This window comes from Terriglobia bacterium (assembly GCA_020073085.1).
GTDB lineage: Bacteria > Acidobacteriota > Terriglobia > JAIQFV01 > JAIQFV01 > JAIQFV01.
On the sequence record JAIQFV010000008.1, the window covers coordinates 209,232 to 228,907 of the forward strand.

18 protein-coding genes are annotated in these 19,676 nt (G+C 56.8%); 6 read left to right on the top strand and 12 right to left on the bottom strand.

All coding sequences use genetic code 11. The annotated features are described in order from the left end of the window. Positions 1-26 precede the first annotated feature (26 nt). The 3 genes from purS to LAO21_10355 form a co-directional block, all read right to left on the bottom strand. Positions 27-272, bottom strand: a complete 246-nt coding sequence (gene purS / locus LAO21_10345; protein ID MBZ5553110.1) for a phosphoribosylformylglycinamidine synthase subunit PurS — start codon at positions 270-272, stop codon at positions 27-29. Between the two features lie 50 nt (positions 273-322). Next, complete coding sequence (locus LAO21_10350; protein MBZ5553111.1) at positions 323-856, bottom strand: AAA-associated domain-containing protein; 534 nt, start codon at positions 854-856, stop codon at positions 323-325. A 139-nt stretch (positions 857-995) separates the two neighbouring features. Continuing rightward, positions 996-1,796, bottom strand: coding sequence for an ABC transporter ATP-binding protein (locus tag LAO21_10355; GenBank protein ID MBZ5553112.1), 801 nt, complete (start codon positions 1,794-1,796; stop codon positions 996-998). Positions 1,797-2,159: 363 nt separating this feature from the next. Between LAO21_10355 and lepB the strand changes: the two genes are divergently transcribed. Beyond that, positions 2,160-2,924: a signal peptidase I gene (lepB, locus tag LAO21_10360; protein ID MBZ5553113.1), complete on the top strand. Its 765-nt coding sequence runs from the start codon at positions 2,160-2,162 to the stop codon at positions 2,922-2,924. A gap of 147 nt (positions 2,925-3,071) precedes the next feature. Here the strand turns inward: lepB and LAO21_10365 are convergent, their stop codons facing one another. The 4 genes from LAO21_10365 to smc all read right to left on the bottom strand — a co-directional run bounded on the left by LAO21_10365 (position 3,072) and on the right by smc (position 8,823). Then, positions 3,072-3,275, bottom strand: coding sequence for a helix-turn-helix domain-containing protein (locus LAO21_10365; GenBank protein MBZ5553114.1), 204 nt, complete (start codon positions 3,273-3,275; stop codon positions 3,072-3,074). 81 nt (positions 3,276-3,356) lie between these two features. Beyond that, on the bottom strand, positions 3,357-3,887 hold the full coding sequence (locus LAO21_10370) for a CvpA family protein (GenBank protein ID MBZ5553115.1): 531 nt from the start codon (positions 3,885-3,887) through the stop codon (positions 3,357-3,359). A gap of 103 nt (positions 3,888-3,990) precedes the next feature. Further along, positions 3,991-4,902: a phosphoribosylaminoimidazolesuccinocarboxamide synthase gene (locus LAO21_10375; GenBank protein ID MBZ5553116.1), complete on the bottom strand. Its 912-nt coding sequence runs from the start codon at positions 4,900-4,902 to the stop codon at positions 3,991-3,993. Between the two features lie 210 nt (positions 4,903-5,112). Beyond that, the gene (gene smc / locus LAO21_10380; protein MBZ5553117.1) at positions 5,113-8,823 is read right to left on the bottom strand and encodes a chromosome segregation protein SMC; all 3,711 of its coding nucleotides are present in this window, start codon (positions 8,821-8,823) and stop codon (positions 5,113-5,115) included. A gap of 467 nt (positions 8,824-9,290) precedes the next feature. Here smc and LAO21_10385 point away from each other — a divergent pair, with 467 nt between their 5' ends. Further along, a complete protein-coding gene (locus tag LAO21_10385; protein MBZ5553118.1) occupies positions 9,291-10,283 on the top strand; it encodes a nuclease in 993 nt (330 codons plus the stop codon). Here LAO21_10385 and LAO21_10390 read toward each other — a convergent pair. Together LAO21_10390 and pgeF are read right to left on the bottom strand one after the other, a co-directional pair. Next, positions 10,277-11,185: an ADP-ribosylglycohydrolase family protein gene (locus tag LAO21_10390; GenBank protein MBZ5553119.1), complete on the bottom strand. Its 909-nt coding sequence runs from the start codon at positions 11,183-11,185 to the stop codon at positions 10,277-10,279. The genes LAO21_10385 and LAO21_10390 overlap by 7 nt on opposite strands. A 55-nt stretch (positions 11,186-11,240) precedes the next feature. Beyond that, entirely contained in the window at positions 11,241-12,128 is an 888-nt protein-coding gene (pgeF, locus tag LAO21_10395) for a peptidoglycan editing factor PgeF (protein ID MBZ5553120.1), read from the bottom strand. Positions 12,129-12,146: 18 nt separating this feature from the next. On the opposite strand from pgeF, the gene acpS reads away from it, so the two are divergent. Beyond that, positions 12,147-12,527: a holo-ACP synthase gene (acpS, locus tag LAO21_10400; GenBank protein ID MBZ5553121.1), complete on the top strand. Its 381-nt coding sequence runs from the start codon at positions 12,147-12,149 to the stop codon at positions 12,525-12,527. Between the two features lie 127 nt (positions 12,528-12,654). Here the strand turns inward: acpS and mtaB are convergent, their stop codons facing one another. From mtaB to rlmN, 3 genes are all read right to left on the bottom strand, one after another. Beyond that, positions 12,655-14,046 (bottom strand): tRNA (N(6)-L-threonylcarbamoyladenosine(37)-C(2))-methylthiotransferase MtaB, encoded by a 1,392-nt coding sequence (gene mtaB, locus LAO21_10405; protein ID MBZ5553122.1) that lies wholly within the window; start codon positions 14,044-14,046, stop codon positions 12,655-12,657. Between the two features lie 306 nt (positions 14,047-14,352). After that, the gene (locus LAO21_10410; GenBank protein MBZ5553123.1) at positions 14,353-14,721 is read right to left on the bottom strand and encodes a sulfurtransferase; all 369 of its coding nucleotides are present in this window, start codon (positions 14,719-14,721) and stop codon (positions 14,353-14,355) included. A gap of 149 nt (positions 14,722-14,870) precedes the next feature. Continuing rightward, positions 14,871-15,938: a 23S rRNA (adenine(2503)-C(2))-methyltransferase RlmN gene (rlmN, locus tag LAO21_10415; GenBank protein ID MBZ5553124.1), complete on the bottom strand. Its 1,068-nt coding sequence runs from the start codon at positions 15,936-15,938 to the stop codon at positions 14,871-14,873. Between the two features lie 166 nt (positions 15,939-16,104). Between rlmN and LAO21_10420 the strand changes: the two genes are divergently transcribed. The 3 genes from LAO21_10420 to purB all read left to right on the top strand — a co-directional run bounded on the left by LAO21_10420 (position 16,105) and on the right by purB (position 19,642). Further along, positions 16,105-17,370, top strand: coding sequence for an insulinase family protein (locus LAO21_10420; GenBank protein ID MBZ5553125.1), 1,266 nt, complete (start codon positions 16,105-16,107; stop codon positions 17,368-17,370). A gap of 15 nt (positions 17,371-17,385) precedes the next feature. Further along, positions 17,386-18,162: an MBL fold metallo-hydrolase gene (locus tag LAO21_10425; protein ID MBZ5553126.1), complete on the top strand. Its 777-nt coding sequence runs from the start codon at positions 17,386-17,388 to the stop codon at positions 18,160-18,162. Between the two features lie 172 nt (positions 18,163-18,334). Beyond that, positions 18,335-19,642 carry an adenylosuccinate lyase gene (purB, locus tag LAO21_10430; GenBank protein MBZ5553127.1) on the top strand — a complete coding sequence of 436 codons (1,308 nt, stop codon included), beginning with the start codon at positions 18,335-18,337 and terminating at the stop codon, positions 19,640-19,642. The last annotated feature ends 34 nt before the right edge of the window (positions 19,643-19,676 follow it).

Consider the following 19,676-nt stretch of genomic DNA (forward strand, 5'->3'; position numbering starts at 1 on the left):
GGATCTCGCAACGAGGCATCCCATTTTTAGTTCTTGAGGATAAAGGAGAATTCTTCAATCACCGGGTTGGTCAGGACCTCCCGCGCAATGCGTTCGACCTCTTCCCGCGCGGCGGCTTCGTCCTGAATCCCATTCAGCTGAATTTCAAAAAGTTTTCCCTGCCGGACCTCGGTCACCGACCTGAAGCCGAGACTCTCGATGGCATGGTGGATCGCCTTGCCCTGGGGGTCCAGAACGGTTTTCTTCAAGCTGACAATCACTTCGGCCTTCATTGCCGGTTCCTTCCAGTCGGGGTTGAGACGCGCCCGAATTTCTTCAGCGTTTATGCTTCCCCCTCCACGGCGTTCCCCTCCGATTTTTCGGGTCGCAAAAAGAATTCCTCTGCATCCCGATCATATTCGAACAACTCGGCATAGCGACCCCAATCCAGCGCGGTGGCGAATTGCCGGTTCGCCTCCGATGAAGAGAAATATTTCTTCAGTATCTCAATCAGGAATTCTTTTCCCACCCGGTGGTCCTCCTGGGATTTCAACTTTTCCACAACCCGGTGAATAATGGGCAGGTGTTCAATCTGCTTCCGAAAGATGGCTTTCCTCAGATTCTCATCGCCGTCGTTCAACTGGATTCCGAGAGGCGTTGGCTCGATATCCCCCGATTCAATCTTTACAAACCCGAGGATCTCTGCGGCCTCCGTGATAGGGAGCAAGTCGTCGAGTTCGAAATGCAGCTTCTGACTGAGCTTGTAAACATCATCCGGCCCTTCGGTCTCCTGGATCACCTTGATCAGCCCCATGATCGGACCAATCCGTGCATGGGGCAAGGGTTCGAGGCCTTCGGCATTTTTCACTTTCGTCATTGCCATGGTTCTCCTTTTACACGATGAATTCGGGAGCGCGTGTTCCCAAATTCAGCACCCCTCAACGGTTCCCAACCTTCTCTCCAGCAACCTCGGACGGCCGGGGTCAAATTCCATGTCAAAAATCCTTATGAGCTCTTCACACGATGAGCGAGTAAAAATGGTCAACGACCTCTTCAACCTCTTTCGACTTCATCTTACGCGGGCGGGGCAAGGTGATGAGTTCATCGGCCACTATTCGACCGGGTTTGTTCGCATAAACCAGAATGCGGTCCGACATGAAGACCGCCTCCTCCACGCTGTGCGTAACCAGAATGATCGTTTTCGTGACGATCTTCTTCGACTGCCAGATGTCGAGCACCTGCTCCCGCAAGTTGGCCGCCGTCAGCACATCCAGGGCGGAAAAAGGTTCGTCCATACACAAGAGTTCCGGTTCGAGGGTCAGGGATCGCGCCAGCCCGACGCGTTGTTTCATCCCACCCGAGAGTTCCTTGGGATAGGCGCGTTCGTAACCATCCAAGCCCACCATGTCGATATACTTGTTGGCCCGACGCAAGCGCTGCCGGGGAGGGACTCCCTGGGCTTCCAGGCCCAGGGCTACGTTTTCTGCGACGGTCAGCCAAGGGAAAAGCGCAAAGCTTTGAAAAACCATCGCCGTTTTCGTGTTCACCCCGTGAACTTCCTGGCCCCGATAGAGAACCCGACCTGACGAAGGAGGAATCAATCCGGTGATAATTCGAAGCAAGCTTGATTTCCCACAGCCGGAGGGCCCGATGAAAGAAACGAACGTGTTCTCCTCGATGCGCGTCGAGATGGCATCCAGAATTACAATCCCGTTCGCGAAGGATTTGGCCACTCCCTCCAGTTCCAGCAAGTGGGAAGAGGATGGGCGGAGATGTAACGATCCTGAGGTCTGGTCCTGAACTAACGGTGTCGTCATGATCGGATGCACCTTCGGACTTCATTTGACCAATCCACGGGTGGGGTTTCATGCCCGTTTTCTGAAAACAGTCGCCACTGACAAGGTTGAATTATCGCACACTTGAGCCCCTTTCGCTTGCATCATCCTGGAAGCGGTTTCAATCTGAATCGCTTCCTCCGAAACCGGCGCTCAAGGCGGGAGAAACGATGAAATTCTAGCTCAGGCAAATTATCGGCGTCAACACGCCCTTCCACCGGAGAACGATGCACTTGGGGATCCGACCTTGCGACACGGTCAACCCGATAATTGTGCTTTGTTCATGGGGAAATCCTGCTATAATCTGCCGCTTACGTCAGCTTAGAAAAGAATGGTGGAGGGAAGATGGAAGAACCAAAGGAAACCATTGCCGATCCGGAGTCATCGCCACCGGCGGCGACGGAGCCGGCCAGATCCAGGAAGTGGGAACTGATTGTCTGGGAAAACATCAAATCTTTGCTTTTCGTCCTGATCGCCGTCTTTTTCATCCGCTCTTTTGTGGTGGAGGCGACGGTGGTTCCCACCGGATCGATGGAACGCACCATCCTGATTGGCGATCATCTCTTCCTGAGCAAACTGCCCTACGGACCCCGCATCCCTTTCACCAACGTCCGGTTTCCAGCCATTAAAAACATCAAGCACGGGGACATCGTTGCATTCCGATTTCCGCTCGATCCCACGCTCACCTATGTGAAGCGCGTGATTGCAATGCCCGGAGATGTTATTGAGATCCGGCGAAAACAAGTCTTCCTCAACGGACGGGCCCTCGAGGAGCCTTACGCTGTCCACTCCGACTCCCAGGTTTACGGTGACCTTGAGTACCTTCCGGGCGACGTCCGCCTGCGGGACAATATGGCACCGGTAACCGTGCCTCCTCAAAGTTTCTTTGCGATGGGGGACAACCGGGATCTAAGCTATGACAGCCGCTTCTGGGGATTTGTGCCGTTTGATAACGTCGTCGGCGAACCTCTGATCGTCTTCTGGTCGTACGATGCCCCCACGCAGGATTGGCTCAGCCCGGGGATCACAAGCCGGGTAGAGTTCTATACCTCCGTATTGGTACACTTCCTTGACAGGACCCGTTGGGGTCGCACTGGCAAGATATTCTAAAAGCCGGGAAACCGTTTTTTCGACGATGCGAACCGGAGAACTGCGGGGGAAAGCACTGTCCCCAAAGGGGAGCAGGAGGGTCGGGACGGATAAACTTGAAGCAGCCAGTTATGAGTCGTGATCGGGGGCTCCTGGTCAACCCGGGCCTTAGGCATGAATCTTATACTCTGAGATTTTCTTGCTGAGCGTGTTGCGGTGAATCCCCAAAACCCGCGCCGCCTTGCACTGATTCCATTGGTTCCGTTCGAGAACCTTTCGAATGAACTTCTTTTCAAACTCCGTCAGGGCCTCGTCGTACAAAATCCCCCTATCCACCATCTGGTTAACCAGGTACTCTAACTGTTCTTTCACGGCCACTGCCTCCCGATGATCCAAAGGATATTGTGATGAGCCCAGGGACTGAATGACCCCGTGAAGATCGGCCCCGTCCGGTTAGGTGCTACCCGATTCTTTCCATATCGTGCGCAATTTATTGAGCCCGTCGTCAAAGCGGGTCTTGACTTCGGGTGGAGTCAGGGTAGAGATGAAACGGGCCCCCTCCATCAAATAGGGGGCCATCTTTGCGTTCTTCACCCACTTGAGTTCGAACGGAAAAGCGAGAAGTCCCAGGAATAACACCGCGCTCAGCAGAAAGCCTTTCGCAAATCCGAAGAAGCCGCCCAGGACACGATCAAACCATCTCAATTCAACCGCCGCCAAAAGCTTCCCCAAGAGAAACCCCACGCCGGCCCCGATCAATTTGACCAAGATAAATATGATGATAAAGGCGAGAAAAGCAGCGATTTCGTAAGTCCGGAAATAAGGCATCAGCATCGGGGCCAATCGGGGATAGTACCAGGCCGCCATCAACAAACCGAGAACCAGGGCGCCAATCGAAATGAATTGATGGGTCATTCCATAGAGGATCCCCTGGACGACCGAATAGATCAGGATGGCCCACACGATCACGTCGAGTGCATTCAAGGAAATCCCCACAGTCCCCTCAACAATCTAATAATTGGCCCGCCGTCGTGCTTCTGTTCATTCGCTGCTCTATCGGTCACAAGAATCGTGTGACCGGCCTTCGTCAAGGAGTCGCGGTTCTCGCCAGTTCCCCGCCCGTCAGGAGCCGAAACGCCTCCAGGTACTTCTCACGGGTGGCGAGCGCTACCTCTTCCGGGAGCGCCGGCGCGGGAGGCTGCTTGTTCCATCGGATGGACTCCAGGTAGTCCCGGACGTACTGCTTGTCGAAGGACGCCTGCGGTCCCCCCTCGCAATAGTCACGTTTCGGCCAGAACCGGGACGAATCGGGTGTCAGGCATTCATCGATCAAAATGACCTGGTCATGAAGCAGTCCAAACTCAAATTTAGTATCGGCAATGAGGATGCCGCGCGATTCGGCATACGCGGCGGCTGTCCCGTACAGTTTCAACGTGAGATCGCGCAACAACCCGGCGCGTGGACGGTCTCCCACGATCGATGCGAAGCGGTCAAACGCGATGTTCTCATCATGCCCGCTCTTCGCTTTAACGGCCGGAGTAAAAATAGGCGCCGGCAATTTGGATGATTCTTTCAACTGCGCGGGCAGCCGGATTCCGCAGACGGAGCCGGAGGCTTGATATTCCTTCCATCCGGAACCGGAGAGATACCCGCGCGCGACGCACTCGACCGGGATCATTTCGGTCCGGCGAACCAACATCGAGCGCCCGGTCAGCTGGTCCCGGAACGGTTTCACCTGATCCGGAAAATCGTCCACCTCGGTCGAGATGAGGTGATGATCGACGATGGGCCGGAGGTGCTCGAACCAGAATCGCGACAGCTGGGTCAGCACCCGGCCTTTATCGGGAACCCCCGAGCCCAGGACATAATCGAATGCGGAGATGCGATCCGTGGCAACGATGAGCAACTTGTCCCCCAGCCCGTACACGTCACGCACCTTGCCGCGAACGAAGAGTTCAATGCCCGGAAGATCGGTAGACAGTAAAATGGAATTGTTCATACAGGTGACAGGGCAAAGCGCGGAGCCTAAGCAATCTATTTCGAGCAAATCATTTTGTCAAGCGCTGGGTCTGAATTTTTTTTCTTCACAATTGAAAAAAATATTTGACAGATGTGCAGAAAGAGAATGGGGAGAAATGGAGCGGCCGAAATGTCGAGAGGGGGAGAGACGATGGAGGGCCCGTCGGCCAGATCTTCGGCCGGAGAGGGCTCAATCAAATTTCACAGAGACAAGCTTGGAGACGCCGGCCTCCTGCATGGTGACCCCGTACATGGAACGGGCAATCTCCATGGTCTTCTTGTTGTGGGTGATCACAATGAAATGGGTGTCTCCGCTCAGTTGTCCAATCATGCGGGTGAACCGTTCGATGTTGGCTTCATCGAGCGGCGCATCGACCTCATCCATCACGCAGAATGGGCTGGGCTGGTAACGGAAAATCGCCAGCAACAGCGCGATCGCGGTGAGGGCCTTTTCGCCTCCCGAAAGGAGCAGAACGTTTTGCAGTTTCTTTCCGGGCGGCTGGACGTGAAGGTCAATGCCGCTCTGCTGCAGGTCATTCTCGTCCGTCAGTTTCATCGAACCGAAACCTCCTCCGAACAGCTGCTTGAAGGTTTCCTGAAAATTCTCGTTGATGGAATTGAAAGCCTCTTCAAACTGTCGCCGCGAGACCTCATCGATCTCCAGGATGGTTTGAGTGGTGTCCGCAATGGAGTCCAGCAGATCTTTGCGCTGAGCCTCGAGGAAAGTGTGGCGCTGCTCGCACTCGGCGTATTCCTCGAGGGCCATCATATTGATGGCTCCCATGCTATCGATCCGTTGCCGCAACTGGGACCGGGCGCTGCTCGCCTCTTCGAGAGCTTCCCCCTCGAGGCGGGCGACTTGTAAAAGACGAACTTCCTCCCAGGGCCGGTCGAGCTCCCGCTCACAATCCTCGCGCACATGCGCCAACTCCGACTCCAGTTTAGCCGCTGTGACTTCAATGACGGAGCGGGCCTCCATCAACTGCGAGAGCGTTTCCCGTTGAGTTTTCAACTGCTCATCGATTTCAACGAGTTTTGCCCGGAAAGCCTCCGCCTCGCGGGTCGAAGCGGCGATCGCTTCTTCCAGTTCTGCCTTGACCCGGGAAAGGCGGTTCACCTCGGCCTCCAGTTGAACCCAGGAAGACCGCATCGCTTCCTGTTCTTCCAAGGCGGCTGTCTTTTGCTGATTCAACCGGTCCTGGCGTTGTTGAACCTCTTCCTGCTGCTGCACCAGGCGCTCCAGCGTCTCGCGGCTGGATTGCTTCCGCTCCGTGAGGGTCGCCAGCCGGGACCTCATCTCGGAAATCTCGAGGTTCAAGGCGTCTTTCAAGGCCTTCAGCTCCCGCGTCTGGTCCAACTGTCTCAGTATCTTTTCTTCAATCGCCTGTTTCCCGGACTCCAGAACCTCCAAATCGTTTCGTGACGCCGCCTGCGCCTCACGGGCGAGTTGCCGCTCCAGGTCAAGCCTCGACAGTTCTCCGCGGAGGACGGTGATCTTCTGCTCAGCCCTCGAAATCTCCCCATCGAGTTGCTGCATTCGATGATCGGAGCCCACTTGCCTCTTCTCAAGGTCGATTTTGTGCCCGCTTAAGGTCTGGACTGTCGCCTCGATCTGGGCCTTTCTCAGGCGCAACTCTTCCTGTCGGGAGATCCGCTCGGTGAGTTCCTTCTCGAAGCCGGACAACTTCGTTGCGAGGGCGCGCAACTCACGCTTTAACGCCAGAGGGCCCGCCCCACTCTTGCGGCCACCCCGGATCCAGCATCCCCGGAATACTTCCCCATCGCGGGTCACAAAGGCGGCTTCCGGAAACCGCTGCGCGAGCCGGTCCGCGGTCTCAAAGGAATCGACCACGTACGCACGCGACAGCAGCGGGAGAACCTGGTCGATGGCCTCGGCGAGCCGTCCTTGAAGCCGGACCAGCGAACGAACCGCTCCGTAAACCCCCGGCAGCGCCAGAATGGCCGCATCCGGCTGAAGCTTCTCTTCTCCAAAGGGTCGGGCAGGCCGGTCGACCACAAAGGTCGAACGCCCTCCTGTTTGGGTCCGCAGGACGGCAATTCCCTGTTGTGCCACTGCACTGGACTCGACCACCAGAAATTCCAATTCATCCTTGAGATACTCTTCGATGGCTTGCTCGAATTCGGACTCGACCTCGATGAAGTCGGCCAGTACACCCATCGTTTGGAACCCCGGATACAATGCCGTCAAATCAGATGTCAGGAGTTTCTTCACGCCCTCATCGACATAAGCGTGGTGAAGGATCACTTCCTCAATGGAGTGCCGACGTGCCTGGGCATCGGCCTGCTGACGCTTCAATTCCTCGAGGGCGGCCTCGAGGGCAGCATCACGGGTGCGACAGGACTCCAGTTCCGCCGCCTGTTCCGCCTGCTCCGTGGACACTCGCTCCAGCTCCGTCTGCTCTTCACCGGCGGTCTGCGTCAACTGTCGGCGGGACTCCCCAAACGCTTGTGCCTCCCTCCCCGCCTGATCCAGTTCGCGTTCCAGCCGTTCCCGCTGCGCTCCCAGCCGCGCATCCGCTTCGTCAATCTGCAAAATCTGATTATTCAAGGTCGCCGCCTGCTGAACAGCGTCGATCAGGTCGGTTCGCAACCGCTCCAAGTCGTCTTCGAGCGCCTGCAATTGGCCGCCGGAATCATTCGCGAGTGCGACTCGATCCGCCTCCTCCGTCTCGAGGCCCTGGACTTCCCGCTGCAGCCGATCATCCTCTGCCCGTTTGGTCCTGACTTCACCTCCGAGCGACCCGATCAAACCCGCCACAGTGGCGGATTCATTTTCCAGTTCCTGGAGTCTTTGCTCCAGCGCCTCCAGTTGCTGGCGTGTGTACTCAATGCGATTCTGGGCCCGGTCCTGCTCCAGGTTGGCTTGCGAAAGACCTCCTTGGCTCTGGCGAAGCAGGTCTTCCAATTCAAAGCTGCGTTGCTGCGAGGTCTCCTGCTCGAGTTCGAGGGCGCGCATTCCCTGCTGGGCGGACTCCGCTTGCGCCGCCGCCTGACTCAATTCGGATTGAGTCCGGGTGATGGTTTCTTCAAACCCCACCAGCTGGTTGAAGAGGATGGTCGTTTCTTTTTCACGGAGCTCTTCGCGCAGTTCCTTGTACCGCCGCGCCTTTGAGGCCTGCCGCTTAAGGGAGTTCAACTGGCGCGTGACTTCTTCGATAATATCGCTAATCCGCGAGAGGTTCAGCTTCGCGGACTCCAGTTTCGCTTCCGCCAGCTTCCTCTTGGCCTTGTATTTGGTCGTCCCGGCGGCCTCTTCAATCAGGATCCGCCGATCGCTCGGTTTGCTGCTGAGGATTTGTCCCACGCGCCCCTGTTCAATGATGGCATACGAATTGGGTCCCAGCCCCGTTCCCATGAACAATTCCTGAATATCCCGCAAACGACACTGTCTCCCATTGAGGTAGTATTCGCTTTCCCCGGAACGATAAAGCTTGCGGGTGACAACAATCTCTCCCGGTCGCGGTTCCATCCTCCTCCGGGCCCGGGTCCTGCGAGCGGGGGTGGGGCCGGAGTCTTTGTCGGACGACGTTTCCTGGACGGGCTGCTCTTCCTGAAATAGATCCTCTTGCCTCACCTCCGGCGTCATCTCTCCGGACTCACGACCGAATTCAGGATCCACCAGCGTCAGAGAAACCTGCGCCAGTCCCAAGGGCTGCCGGTCCCGGGTCCCATTGAAGATCACATCCTCCATCGATGAACCCCGCAAACTCTTAACGCTCTGCTCTCCCAGCACCCAGGCAATAGCATCCGCGATGTTGGACTTCCCGCAACCATTCGGCCCGACAATCGCAGTGACACCACTCGCCTCGGAAAACATCAGCTCGGCCTTATCGCAAAAAGATTTAAACCCGATCATTTCAATGCGCGTTAACTTCAGCACAAGTTCACCCTCTGGATATTAGTTGGAATGAGATTCGCGGCGCGGGTCGGTCCATGGACAGGCTAAAAGATACAACCTATGGAATCCCGCGGAGTGTACCACACTACATCTTGAATTGCAAAGGACTCTCACACCTCTGTCAAAACTCTTTAGAAATGTCCCCTGGTTTAGGTTTTAGTTCTCAGCTTCTCCGGGGTAGAACGGAGGGAGCCCGCTGGGCGACTGGAGTGGCTCCCGGAGAAGCTCTCCGCGCCGGGGATTTCTCCCCCTAAGCAGCCTGGGAGGCTTTGTCCCTCGATAGGATTCCTGCTAGCAGGGATCGCGCGCCCCGGACCCAAAAATGAAACCGAATCTGCGCCACGGCGTCCTTTACATGTAACAAGTCAAGGGAACATCGGAAATGGATGGTTCCCTTTCGAAGAGTCAGTGCTGAGCGAATCTTCTTGAATAGAGGCCCGGAGGCTGGGATGTCCGCCACATCGCGGAAGGTCTGCTGGATTATTCTTGTGATGTTGGTCGGCGGCTTCAGGCCGATGACATGGGCCTGGGGGCCTGACGGCCATATGTTCATCAATCGGGTGGCCCTCAAACATCTCCCTTCGTCCTTGCCCCCATTCACCAGGTCAGATCCCGCGTGGATTGAATATCTCGCCAGTGAACCGGATCGCTGGGGCGGTCCGGCACTGGGACTCGCGCAATCTCCGGATCACTTTATTGATCTTGAAAGCGTAAACTTTCTGAAGGAGTTTCCCGGAAACCGTTTCGAATACATCCATGCGCTGGAGGCGCAGCGGGTGAAACTTCTGGCGAAAGGTAAGACGAGGGAAGCCGATGAATTGTTGCCGGAACGAGTGGGTTTCCAGCCCTATGCGACCTGTGAAGTCTATGAGAGGCTGGTCGTGGCTTTCCGTCAGTATCGCTTGGCGGTCGCCAGGCAACTGCCTACCGTGGCTGCGGAAAAAACGGCCTTATTCTATATGGGTTGGTTGGGACATTACGTCGGAGATGGCTCAAATCCCTTACACACCACCGTCAATTACAACGGCTGGGTAGAACCAAACGAGAATGGCTTCACCGTGGAGCAGAACACGCATTTCAAATTCGAATCCCAGTTCGTCCACGATCGTCTCACACCGGCCGACTTTGAGGCGAAGGTCCACGATCCCTCGGTCATTCGAGATGTGTTTAAAGATTATCTGGAGTATCTGAAGAATTCTTATGCCCTGGTGGTGCCTCTTTACAAACTCGAGAAAGAGGGCGCATTCAACGGGGCTGGCAATGAGCGCGGCAAGCAGTTTGTTGTGAATCGGCTTGCTGCCGGGGCCCAAAAGCTTGTGGACCTGTGGTATTCCGCCTGGCTAGCCAGCGCCGAGACGCCGCTGCATCCGGCACGCCCCCGGGGTCGTGAACGCGGGACGGGCTCCGGTCCCCGTGAGGCCGACAAACCCGGGACCTATTGACGGATCAGCAGATAAATCCTCCGGGCAAACGCGGTCATCGCCTCATGGTGCTCCAGGGCGTCCAACCACCGGGTGGGGATTCCCTCGAGGCCATAGTGGGCCCCGGCAAGTGCACCGGTAACCGCCGCCAGGGCATAAACATCCTCGCCGCGGTTGACCGCCGTGATGAGCGCCTCTTCCAGACTTCCAGTCTTCATAAAACACCACAAGGCGGACTGGACGGTATCCACGACAAATCCTGAAGCGATGAGATCCTCTTCCCCCAGATAATCGATTTCATCCAAGATGTTTTTCCACAAATTGTTCTTTTTCCCGAACAGATATTCGATGCTGGGAGCGCGAGGGTCTTTCTCGTCACTTTGGATAAGTTGCGAAATCATCAGGTTCAGCAGCACCGCCCCCGTGGTGACGATCGGGTCCGCGTGAGTCATCATGGCGGAGTTGGAAGAGTGGGTGACCAGGGCCGCAGAGTCGGAGCAGTACCGCAAGGCGACGGGAAGGGAGCGAACCAGAGCACCGTTTCCGGCGCTTGAATGAAGGCGCTTGGAGTAAACCTTCTGGGATGCGGTCCTCCAGTTCTCTCCTTTGCTCAAGCGCTTGAAGGAGGCCACCGTGGTGTTCCCGATTCCCTTCGGTTTCGTCTTGTACCACTGCAACAATTTCATCGCGGCCCGGTCCACGTCAAAGGTTCCCTCTTCGAGGATGGACTCCAACACACAGATCATCATCTGCGTATCGTCTGAAAACTGCCCGGGCCGAAGACGCAGCCAGCCTCCACCGAGCATTTCCCGAATTTCAACATATTGGTCCCGGATTTCATCGCGGGAAAGGAATTGAACCGGTGCGGTTAGCGCGTCGCCTACCGCTGCCCCAAGGATCACACCCTGAAACTTTGAGATCATTCCGCTCATCTTCTTTAACGCAGGACTTCCCCCGGAATATGTCTGGACCATCATCTTACCCGATTGAAGCGATGGCCGACATCATTCGGCCGGTTCGGCCGTTCTCCTTTCGATGTGAAAAGAACAGCTCCGGATGGCACCCCGTACACGCCGGACTCACGGATATGTTCTCGCCCCGCACGCCGGCATCCATCAACTGATCCCGATTGGCGGCGATGAGATCGAGAAAGAACTTCTCCCTCCGCCCGGCGCCGCTCGCCGGGTTCCTGTCCGACTGTGTCGTCTCCCCGCCGGGCGGTAGCACGGAAAAATATTTGTCCGGTCCGGGGACTGTTTTCCGGAACGCCGCAAGAACCTCATCGCCCACTTCGTAACAACACGCCCGGATGGACGGCCCGATGGCGGCCTTTAGGTTCGAGGCGGGGCCAGCTCCCTTCCGAACGAGGGTCTCGACGGTCTTTGCGGCAATTCCCTGTGTCGTCCCTCGCCATCCTGCGTGCACGACGCCCACGGCATGAGAATTGGAATCCACCATAAGGATCGGGAGACAATCCGCAGTGACGACTGTTAGAACTACCTGCGAGACCTCTGTGACCGCAGCGTCCGCGTCGATGATAGGATGCGAGAGCACCCTGGATGCGATGAGTGCAACCCGATCAGAATGGCTCTGCCGCAAGCGGACCACGGAGAAACCTTCCATTCCGATCGCCTCGAAGAAGGCCACGCGATTAGCTTCGACGGCCCTTCGTGAGTCAAACTCGGTGAAACCCAGGTTAAGCGAACCGGATGGGAAGACACTCTGTCCCCCCACCCGGGTCGAAAATCCATGCCGCAGCCAGGGAATGGCCGCCAGGGCTGGAGACTTCAGGATGTGGAGGTCTTTTTCCTTGAGTTCTACAAATTTCTCGCTAGAATTTCGAGCAGTGAGGATTGGTTCTTTCATCAAAGAAAGGCCCCGCTCGTGACCATTGGAATCGGCATTGATCTCATTGAACTGAATCGCGTTCGATCGTCATTGAAACGACATGGAAATCGCTTCAAGCAACGGCTTTTTACGGAAGGTGAGATCGAGTATTGTGAGGCCAAAGGGTCAAATGCCTTTCGACATTATGCCGCCCGCTTTTCAGCCAAGGAAGCTGTTATGAAAGCCCTCGGCCTGGGTTGGCAAAAAGGAATCTCCTGGAAGGAGATCGAAGTTTACCGAAGCGAAACGGGTCAGCCCCAAATCCGGCTAGCAGGATCGACTGCCCGAACCGCCCTCAAGCTCAAATCCAAACGAATCCTGCTCTCCCTCACTCATTCCGAGCATTACGCGGCGGCGTTTGTCATCATCGAGGGATGACCCTCTCACACATCCGTGAACATGAACTGATTCCTCGGCCGCAGGAATGGGATGGGGTCGGACTATGTTCAGCCCATCTCGCGCAAAAACCCCTCGGCGCCAGACGAGAACTCGTCCCTGGACGCGCTCAATCAAAAGTCTCTTGCGTTCGCCGGACGAATTCACCGATCAACATTCCCTGGACAATGCCTTCAATCTTCACGTCTACGATCTGGTTCGGCTCAATCGCCTCGCCGGCAACATTGACCTCAAGGAAGTTGTCACTCATGGACCCGGTGAATTCGCCGCCCCGCGGCTCCAGCGTTACCACTGAAAGAATCTTGCCCAGCATCTGTTGCTGAAACTTGAATTTCTTCCTTTTCCCAAGATCTCGCAACTCCGCACTGCGACGTTTGATCGCCAGAGGGCTGACCTCACCGCGCATTTCCGCCGCCGGGGTCCCCGGCCTGGGGGAAAAAGAAAAGACATGGAGGTAAGTGAGGGGCGAGCGCTCAATGAACGCCATCGTGGCTCGATGCTCTTCCTCGGTTTCTCCAGGAAATCCTGTAATCACATCGGCGCCGATGGCCGCGTCAGGGACCTTCCGGCGGATGGAGTGAACCACTTGAGCGTACTGATCGGCGGTGTAGGGGCGCCGCATCAAGCGCAGGATGCGATCGACGCCGCTTTGTAACGGGACGTGCAAATGCTTCGCAAACCTCCGGGAGCGGGCGACATGGTCGATGACTCCCTCGCTCACTTCCAAGGGTTCAATGGAGCTGAGTCGAATCCGGCAGAGGTCCCGGACGTTCTCCAGCGCCTCCAGCAGGCTCAAAAGGCTCGTGCGCTCCTCGAGATCCCGACCATAGCTGCCGAGGTGAATCCCGGAAAGGACGAGTTCTTTATATCCCCCGGCCGCCAGGGCTTCGACCTGTTCCAGCACTTCACTCGGAGCCAGACTGCGGCTTCGACCGCGAACCGCCGGGATGATGCAGAATGAACAATTGGCATCGCAGCCATCCTGGATCTTCAATGAGGGCCGCGTCCGCTCCGTCGACGCAAAGAGCGCCTGTCCGACAAAAGGGGTTCTTTCGAGGCGAGTAAACTGATCAAGGTAAACTTCGGCGGTACAGGAGGGCGCCAGCGGTCTTTGGTCCGTGCCGGCAGGGTCGACCTCGGGCGTGTTTTGGAGTCCCGAGGCCAACTTCTCAATCATAATCTGGGCCAGCAGGTGTTTGTGTGAATTGCCGACGACACAATAGACGCCGGGAATTTGCCGGATCTCCTCCGAGGCGCGCTGTGCGTAACACCCTGTGACCACAATTTTCGCCCGGGGGTTTTCGCGCCGCACCCTGCGGACGGTTTGCCGCGCATCCCGGTCCGCCGCTGCCGTCACCGTACAAGTATTCAAAATGACAATGTGGGCCTCCGCCATGGATGGCGCCTTCTCAAAAGAGCAAGCAAGCATCTCCCGTTCGATCTCGCCGCCATCCGCCTGCGTGGCCCGGCACCCAAAATTGATGATGTGGAAGTTGGACAATCCTGTCTGTCCCTTTCAAGAATGGACCGCTTGAGGCGTGCTATCTTATCTCACGAGAGGGAGACTTGTATAGGCAGGTGCGCGCCTTCTTGCCTTTGAGCAACGTTCGCATCATTTCATCAGTCCACGTATTGGAAGGTCTTGCCCGAGGGTCCTTGACCCCGGGGAGACCTGGTTCGGCAAAGTCGGGCCTCTGGAACCGACAGCGTTTCCGTAAGCCCTGCTGGGGTCTCATCGAAACCTCACGAATCCCCCCTGTGTTCCGGCCGGGCGCGCAGACTTCTGTTCTCGAGATTCGCGCCATCGCTAGGCTTCTTCCGGCAATCCCAGCTCGCGCCAACGCCGCATGCCCCCGTCCATTGAGATCACATTCTTATAACCCATTTTCTGAAGGGTATCGGCGGCCAACGCAGATCGAAATCCTCCTCCGCAATACAGAATGATCTCCGCGTCAGGGTCGGGGATTGCATTCTCGATGTCTCGTTCAATGATACCTTTCCCGAGGTGGATGGCACCTTTCGCACGACCGGCCTCCCATTCACCGTCCTCGCGGGTGTCAACAAAGAAGAACCTGTCCCCGCGCTTGATCTTTTCCGCCACCTCTTCAACCGTCATTTGTTTTATCCGCGACTTGGCCTCGTTCACCAAAGCAAGAAAAGCCGGAGAATGTTTCATCAGACCCTCCCGGAATCATTTGTAAAATTGAGCGTAAGAAACGCCCGGCGATGATCGTGGGTGCACAGCCGAGCATCCCCGCATTCAGGATTCAAGATTCAAGTGGTAGGGGTGCACCGCTGAGCACCCCTGATTTCAGTATCAGAATTTCATCGCACTACACCCACCGGGTCAACTTCCCGTTTAAGCTGGCCGCAAGCGGCCAGGATATCCAGTCCTCGGGGCTTTCGAACAAAGACCGAGAGGTTTTTCGAGGCCAGGTATTCCTGGAACCTGAAAATGCGATGCGCGGGCGACGAATGAAAAGGCAGTTCAGCCGCTTCATTCAGTGCCAGCAGGTTGATCTTGGCCCGGATGCCATTCAGCAACTTGACGAGGCGGCGTGCATCGGCGTCGCTATCGTTGATGCCGTCGAGCAGGACGTATTCAAAGGTCAAGCGTTCGCGCGGGTGCAGGGGATAATCCTGGCACGCCTGCATTAAGCTGGCCAATGAATACTTTTTATTGTGGGGCATCAGCGCTGTGCGTTGCTCTTCGGTAGTTGCGCTCAACGAAATAGCGAGATGCGGGCGCACCGGCTCCTGTCCCAGATCATAGATCCTGGGGACCATGCCGGCTGTGGAAAGGGTCATGCGGCGAGGAGAAATGGCCAGACCGTTCGGATCGGCCAGTAGACGGATCGCCGCCATCACATGGTCATAATTCAGCAAAGGCTCGCCCATGCCCATGAACACGAGGTTCAGGCGCGAACTCGCCCCGAGACTCCGCGGGGCATCCTTCACAATTCCCATCACTTGCCCAACGATTTCCCCCGAGCTCAAGTTGCGTTTAAAGCCCAGGGTGGCCGTAAGGCAAAACTTGCAATGAAAGGAGCAGCCCACCTGGGTCGACAAGCACAGGGTCGTTCGATGCTCCTCCGGAATAAAGACCGCTTCCACGGTCTCGCCCCCATCGACTTCGAAAAGGTATTTGACTGTCGCATCCGCCGACTGCGTCCGGCGAACGACCCGTGGCAGGGTAATCGAGAATTGCCCCGACAGTGCACGCCGCAGGTCCATCCGGAGATCGGTCATGGCGTGAAAGTCGCCGATCAACCGTCCATAGAGATTATGGAACACCTGGCGGGCGCGATAAGGCTCCAGCGCCGAGCCCATGAACAGCTCTTCAAGGCGGGACGGTTCGATCCCGATTAATTCCAGCTTCTCTCGAGGAGACATGCACGAAAAGTCTAACACGCGGAACGAGGCCCCACAAGCGGGGGAAGGCCTAATCAGCCATTGGAGGGGTGAGAGAGCTCAGTCCAGCGTCATCAAAGGGGACGGCCTGAGCCTTTCGATTGTCATCCCCAGTCCTCTATGTTACAGTTTGAATGACCTTTGCCCAATGGAAAAAATCAAGAAAACCACTTTGGAGAATGGGCTGACGATAGTGACGGAGCAGCTCCCGCACGTGCGATCGGTCTCCCTGGGGGTGTGGCTTCGCAGCGGATCGCGGCGCGAAACCCGGGAGCAAAATGGCATTGCCCATTTCATTGAGCACATGCTTTTCAAAGGAACCCGGAATCGATCTGCGGAAGAGATCGCCCGGGCGGTCGACTCCATCGGGGGAAACCTCGACGCCTTCACCGCCAAGGAGTGCACCAGCTTCAGTATCAAGGTGTTGGACGAGCACCTGAAATTTGCCATCGATCTGGTGTCGGATCTGGTGTTGAATCCCCGGCTCGATCCCAAGGCGATCGACAAGGAACGAGGCGTTGTTCTTGAAGAAATCAAGATGGTTGAGGATACGCCCGATGACCTGGTCCATGAACTGTTGGTCCAGAACTTTTGGAAGAACCACCCCTTGGGATGGCCGATTCTTGGCACCGAAAAGACCATTGCCCGGATCGAGCGTCGGCAGCTGGAGAAATATTTCCGCGAATGCTACGTTCCCAAGAACATGATTGTCGCCGCGGCCGGGTGTCTGGACCATCTCCGGCTGGTAGGATGGATCGAAAGAAAGTTTGGTCGGCTCAATCACTCCCCCGCTCCCCCCAAGAGTCCGGCCCCGCAGAGCTTTGCCGAGATCATTACGCGGAACAAGCGTTCGCTGGAGCAGGTCCACCTCTGTCTGGGAATGCCCTCTTATCCCCTGACGCACCCGAACCGGCACGCCACCTATGTCCTCAACACGATCCTGGGAGGGGGGATGAGCTCCCGGCTGTTTCAGAACATTCGCGAGCGGCGCGGGCTTGCCTACACCGTCTTCTCGAACCTCGATCCGTACAGCGACACCGGCTGCCTTTCGATTTACGCCGCCACCGCTCCCAAGTCGACAAAACAGACGATCGCGCTCATCCTTCAAGAGATGAAAAAGATGACAGCCTCCAGGGTTTCGAAAGAGGAGCTGGTGCGGGCGAAAGAACACCTCAAGGGCGGTTTGGTCCTGGGGCTGGAGTCGACAGGCAGTCGAATGGCCAATCTGGCGCGACAGGAACTCTACTTCGGGACCTATTCTTCAATCAGCCAGATGATGCGGAGCATCGACCGGGTCTCGGCGGATGAGGTCCGGGAGGTGGCCCGCGATTCCTTCAACCCGCGAAAAATCGCACTCTCCCTGGTTGGAAAACTGAATGGAATTCAGGTCCGGCGTTCCCAGCTGGGAAGCTGAATCGGGCGAGCCTCTATGAGTGTTGAGATCTGCGTGTTGGGGAGCGGCAGTGGAGGCAATTGTACTTATCTGGGGACCTCAAAGACCCGGCTGCTGGTCGATGCCGGATTCAGCATGAAGGAAACGGCAAGACGATTGGCGACCATCAACGTCCCGCTCGATTCCATCCAGGCCCTGGTCATCTCGCACGAACACTCCGACCACATCCACGGCGTTGAGACCCTGACCAAGAATTTGAACATCCCGGTTTATATCGCTCCCGCGGCGCTCGATGCCATGCGGATCGACGCGGCAAAATACCCTTTCGAGTTCATCCGGGCGGGCACTTCGTTCACCATTGGTGATATTGAAGTCCATCCCTTTTCCATCCCTCATGATTCGATTGAGCCCCTGGCCTTTCGGTTCGACACGTCGGGCATCAGGACGAGCGTGGTCACCGATCTGGGCTACATTCCCGAGCTGGTCAAGCAACGGGTCGCCGGAAGTCATTGCCTGATCTTTGAAGCCAACCACGATCTGGACATGTTGAAGGTGGGCCCGTACCCCTGGTTTGTCAAACAGCGGGTGATGAGCCGGCATGGGCATCTCTCCAACGAGGCGACGGCCCGATTTTTTGAGGAGGACTACGACGGGGGGGCTGAGCATGTGTTGCTGGCCCACATCAGCCAAAAGAACAACCACCCCGAGATTGTTCGCATGTCCATGGTCCAGGCCTTCGAGAAACGCGGCCTTGCTACGCAGACCATTCAACTGACCTCGCAGACCGAGCCTTCTCCGCTGATTCGATTGTGAACTCCTGCCGGCCCCCGCGACCCGACAATTTCTTTTTCCTAATTGTTTTTGTAATGCTAGTATTTGACCGCCGAACGGCGATTGAAGAGAGATTCGCAGGCGTCAGCATTGGCCCGAGATGGAGATCCTCCGGATCCCGGAGAGCGGAGAGAGCTCCGCGTGGAGGCGAACATTGATCCCGCGCTATACGCGCCCTGAAATGGGGCGCATCTGGACCGAAGAAAACAAGTTTCAGAAGTGGTTGGACGTGGAAATTGCGGTGGCCGAGGTCCAGGCGGCGCGGGGGCTGATCCCGAAGTCCGCGGCACTGGCCATCCGTCGCCGGGGGCGATTCAAGGTCGCGCGCATCAATGAAATTGAGGCCGAGGTCAAGCACGATGTCATCGCATTCACCACGGCGGTCTCGGAACAGGTGGGCCGCCCCGCCCGCTATCTGCACTATGGTTTGACCTCCTCGGATGTTGTGGATACCGCGAACGCCCTCCTGGTCCGGGATGCATCCCGGATCATCGCCGAGGATCTGAAGCAGCTGATGGTGGTTTTGGAACGGCGAGCCTTCGAGTTCAAGCACACTCCGATGGTGGGGCGCACCCATGGAATTCATGCGGAGCCCACCACGTTTGGTCTGAAGCTGGCAGTCTGGTTCGATGAAATGCGGCGTCAGGTGGAGCGGTTTGAGCTCGCGCGAGAGCAGATGCGAGTGGGAAAGATCTCCGGCGCCGTGGGAACCTCGGCCCACCTGCATCCTTCCATCGAGGAGGCGGTATGCAGGAAACTGGGGTTGAAGACCGCTCCCGTCTCTTCTCAAATCATCCAGCGAGATCGGTACGCCTTCTTCCTGAGCACGCTGGCCGTGATTGCCTCCTCGCTTGAGAAATTCGCCCTCGAAATCCGCAACCTGCAGCGGACTGAGGTTCGGGAAGTCGAGGAGTATTTTGCCAGGGGTCAGAAGGGCTCCTCGGCGATGCCGCACAAGCGAAACCCAATCACCGGTGAACAGATCTGCGGCCTTGCCCGGCTGCTGCGATCCAATGCGATGGCCGCCCTGGAGAACGTCGCTCTCTGGCACGAGCGCGACATCTCACATTCTTCGGTGGAGCGTGTCATCCTCCCGGATTCCACGATTCTGATGGACTATCTTCTGGCACGAACCGCATCCCTCATCGAACGCCTGTTCGTCTATCCGGAACGCATGAAACAGAATCTGGAATTGACGCGCGGCCTGCTATTTTCGGGTGAACTCCTGTTGAAACTTACGGAAAAAGGGGTTTCCCGTGAGACGGCCTACGAATGGGTCCAACGAAATGCCATGCAGGTGTGGGCGAATGAATCGCTGAATTTCAAAACCGCGGTGCTCCAGGACGAGGAGATACGCAGGCATCTTTCTCCCCGGGAAATCGGGGGTGTTTTTGATGTTCGCGCTTCTTTGAGGAACGTCGATCGGATCTTCCAAAGGGTGTTCGCACCCAAGAAAACCTAAGAATCAACAGACACGGACACAAAAGGCACCCCAA

What these genes read in the sequence shown, in the direction of transcription:
- purS (MBZ5553110.1), bottom strand. Translation starts at nt 272, where the DNA reads ATGAAGGCCGAAGTGATTGTCAGCTTGAAGAAAACCGTTCTGGACCCC.
- LAO21_10350 (MBZ5553111.1), bottom strand. Translation starts at nt 856, where the DNA reads ATGACGAAAGTGAAAAATGCCGAAGGCCTCGAACCCTTGCCCCATGCA.
- LAO21_10355 (MBZ5553112.1), bottom strand. Translation starts at nt 1,796, where the DNA reads ATGACGACACCGTTAGTTCAGGACCAGACCTCAGGATCGTTACATCTC.
- lepB (MBZ5553113.1), top strand. Translation starts at nt 2,160, where the DNA reads ATGGAAGAACCAAAGGAAACCATTGCCGATCCGGAGTCATCGCCACCG.
- LAO21_10375 (MBZ5553116.1), bottom strand. Translation starts at nt 4,902, where the DNA reads ATGAACAATTCCATTTTACTGTCTACCGATCTTCCGGGCATTGAACTC.
- LAO21_10385 (MBZ5553118.1), top strand. Translation starts at nt 9,291, where the DNA reads ATGTCCGCCACATCGCGGAAGGTCTGCTGGATTATTCTTGTGATGTTG.
- LAO21_10390 (MBZ5553119.1), bottom strand. Translation starts at nt 11,185, where the DNA reads ATGATCTCAAAGTTTCAGGGTGTGATCCTTGGGGCAGCGGTAGGCGAC.
- pgeF (MBZ5553120.1), bottom strand. Translation starts at nt 12,128, where the DNA reads ATGAAAGAACCAATCCTCACTGCTCGAAATTCTAGCGAGAAATTTGTA.
- LAO21_10410 (MBZ5553123.1), bottom strand. Translation starts at nt 14,721, where the DNA reads ATGAAACATTCTCCGGCTTTTCTTGCTTTGGTGAACGAGGCCAAGTCG.
- rlmN (MBZ5553124.1), bottom strand. Translation starts at nt 15,938, where the DNA reads ATGTCTCCTCGAGAGAAGCTGGAATTAATCGGGATCGAACCGTCCCGC.
- LAO21_10420 (MBZ5553125.1), top strand. Translation starts at nt 16,105, where the DNA reads ATGGAAAAAATCAAGAAAACCACTTTGGAGAATGGGCTGACGATAGTG.
- LAO21_10425 (MBZ5553126.1), top strand. Translation starts at nt 17,386, where the DNA reads ATGAGTGTTGAGATCTGCGTGTTGGGGAGCGGCAGTGGAGGCAATTGT.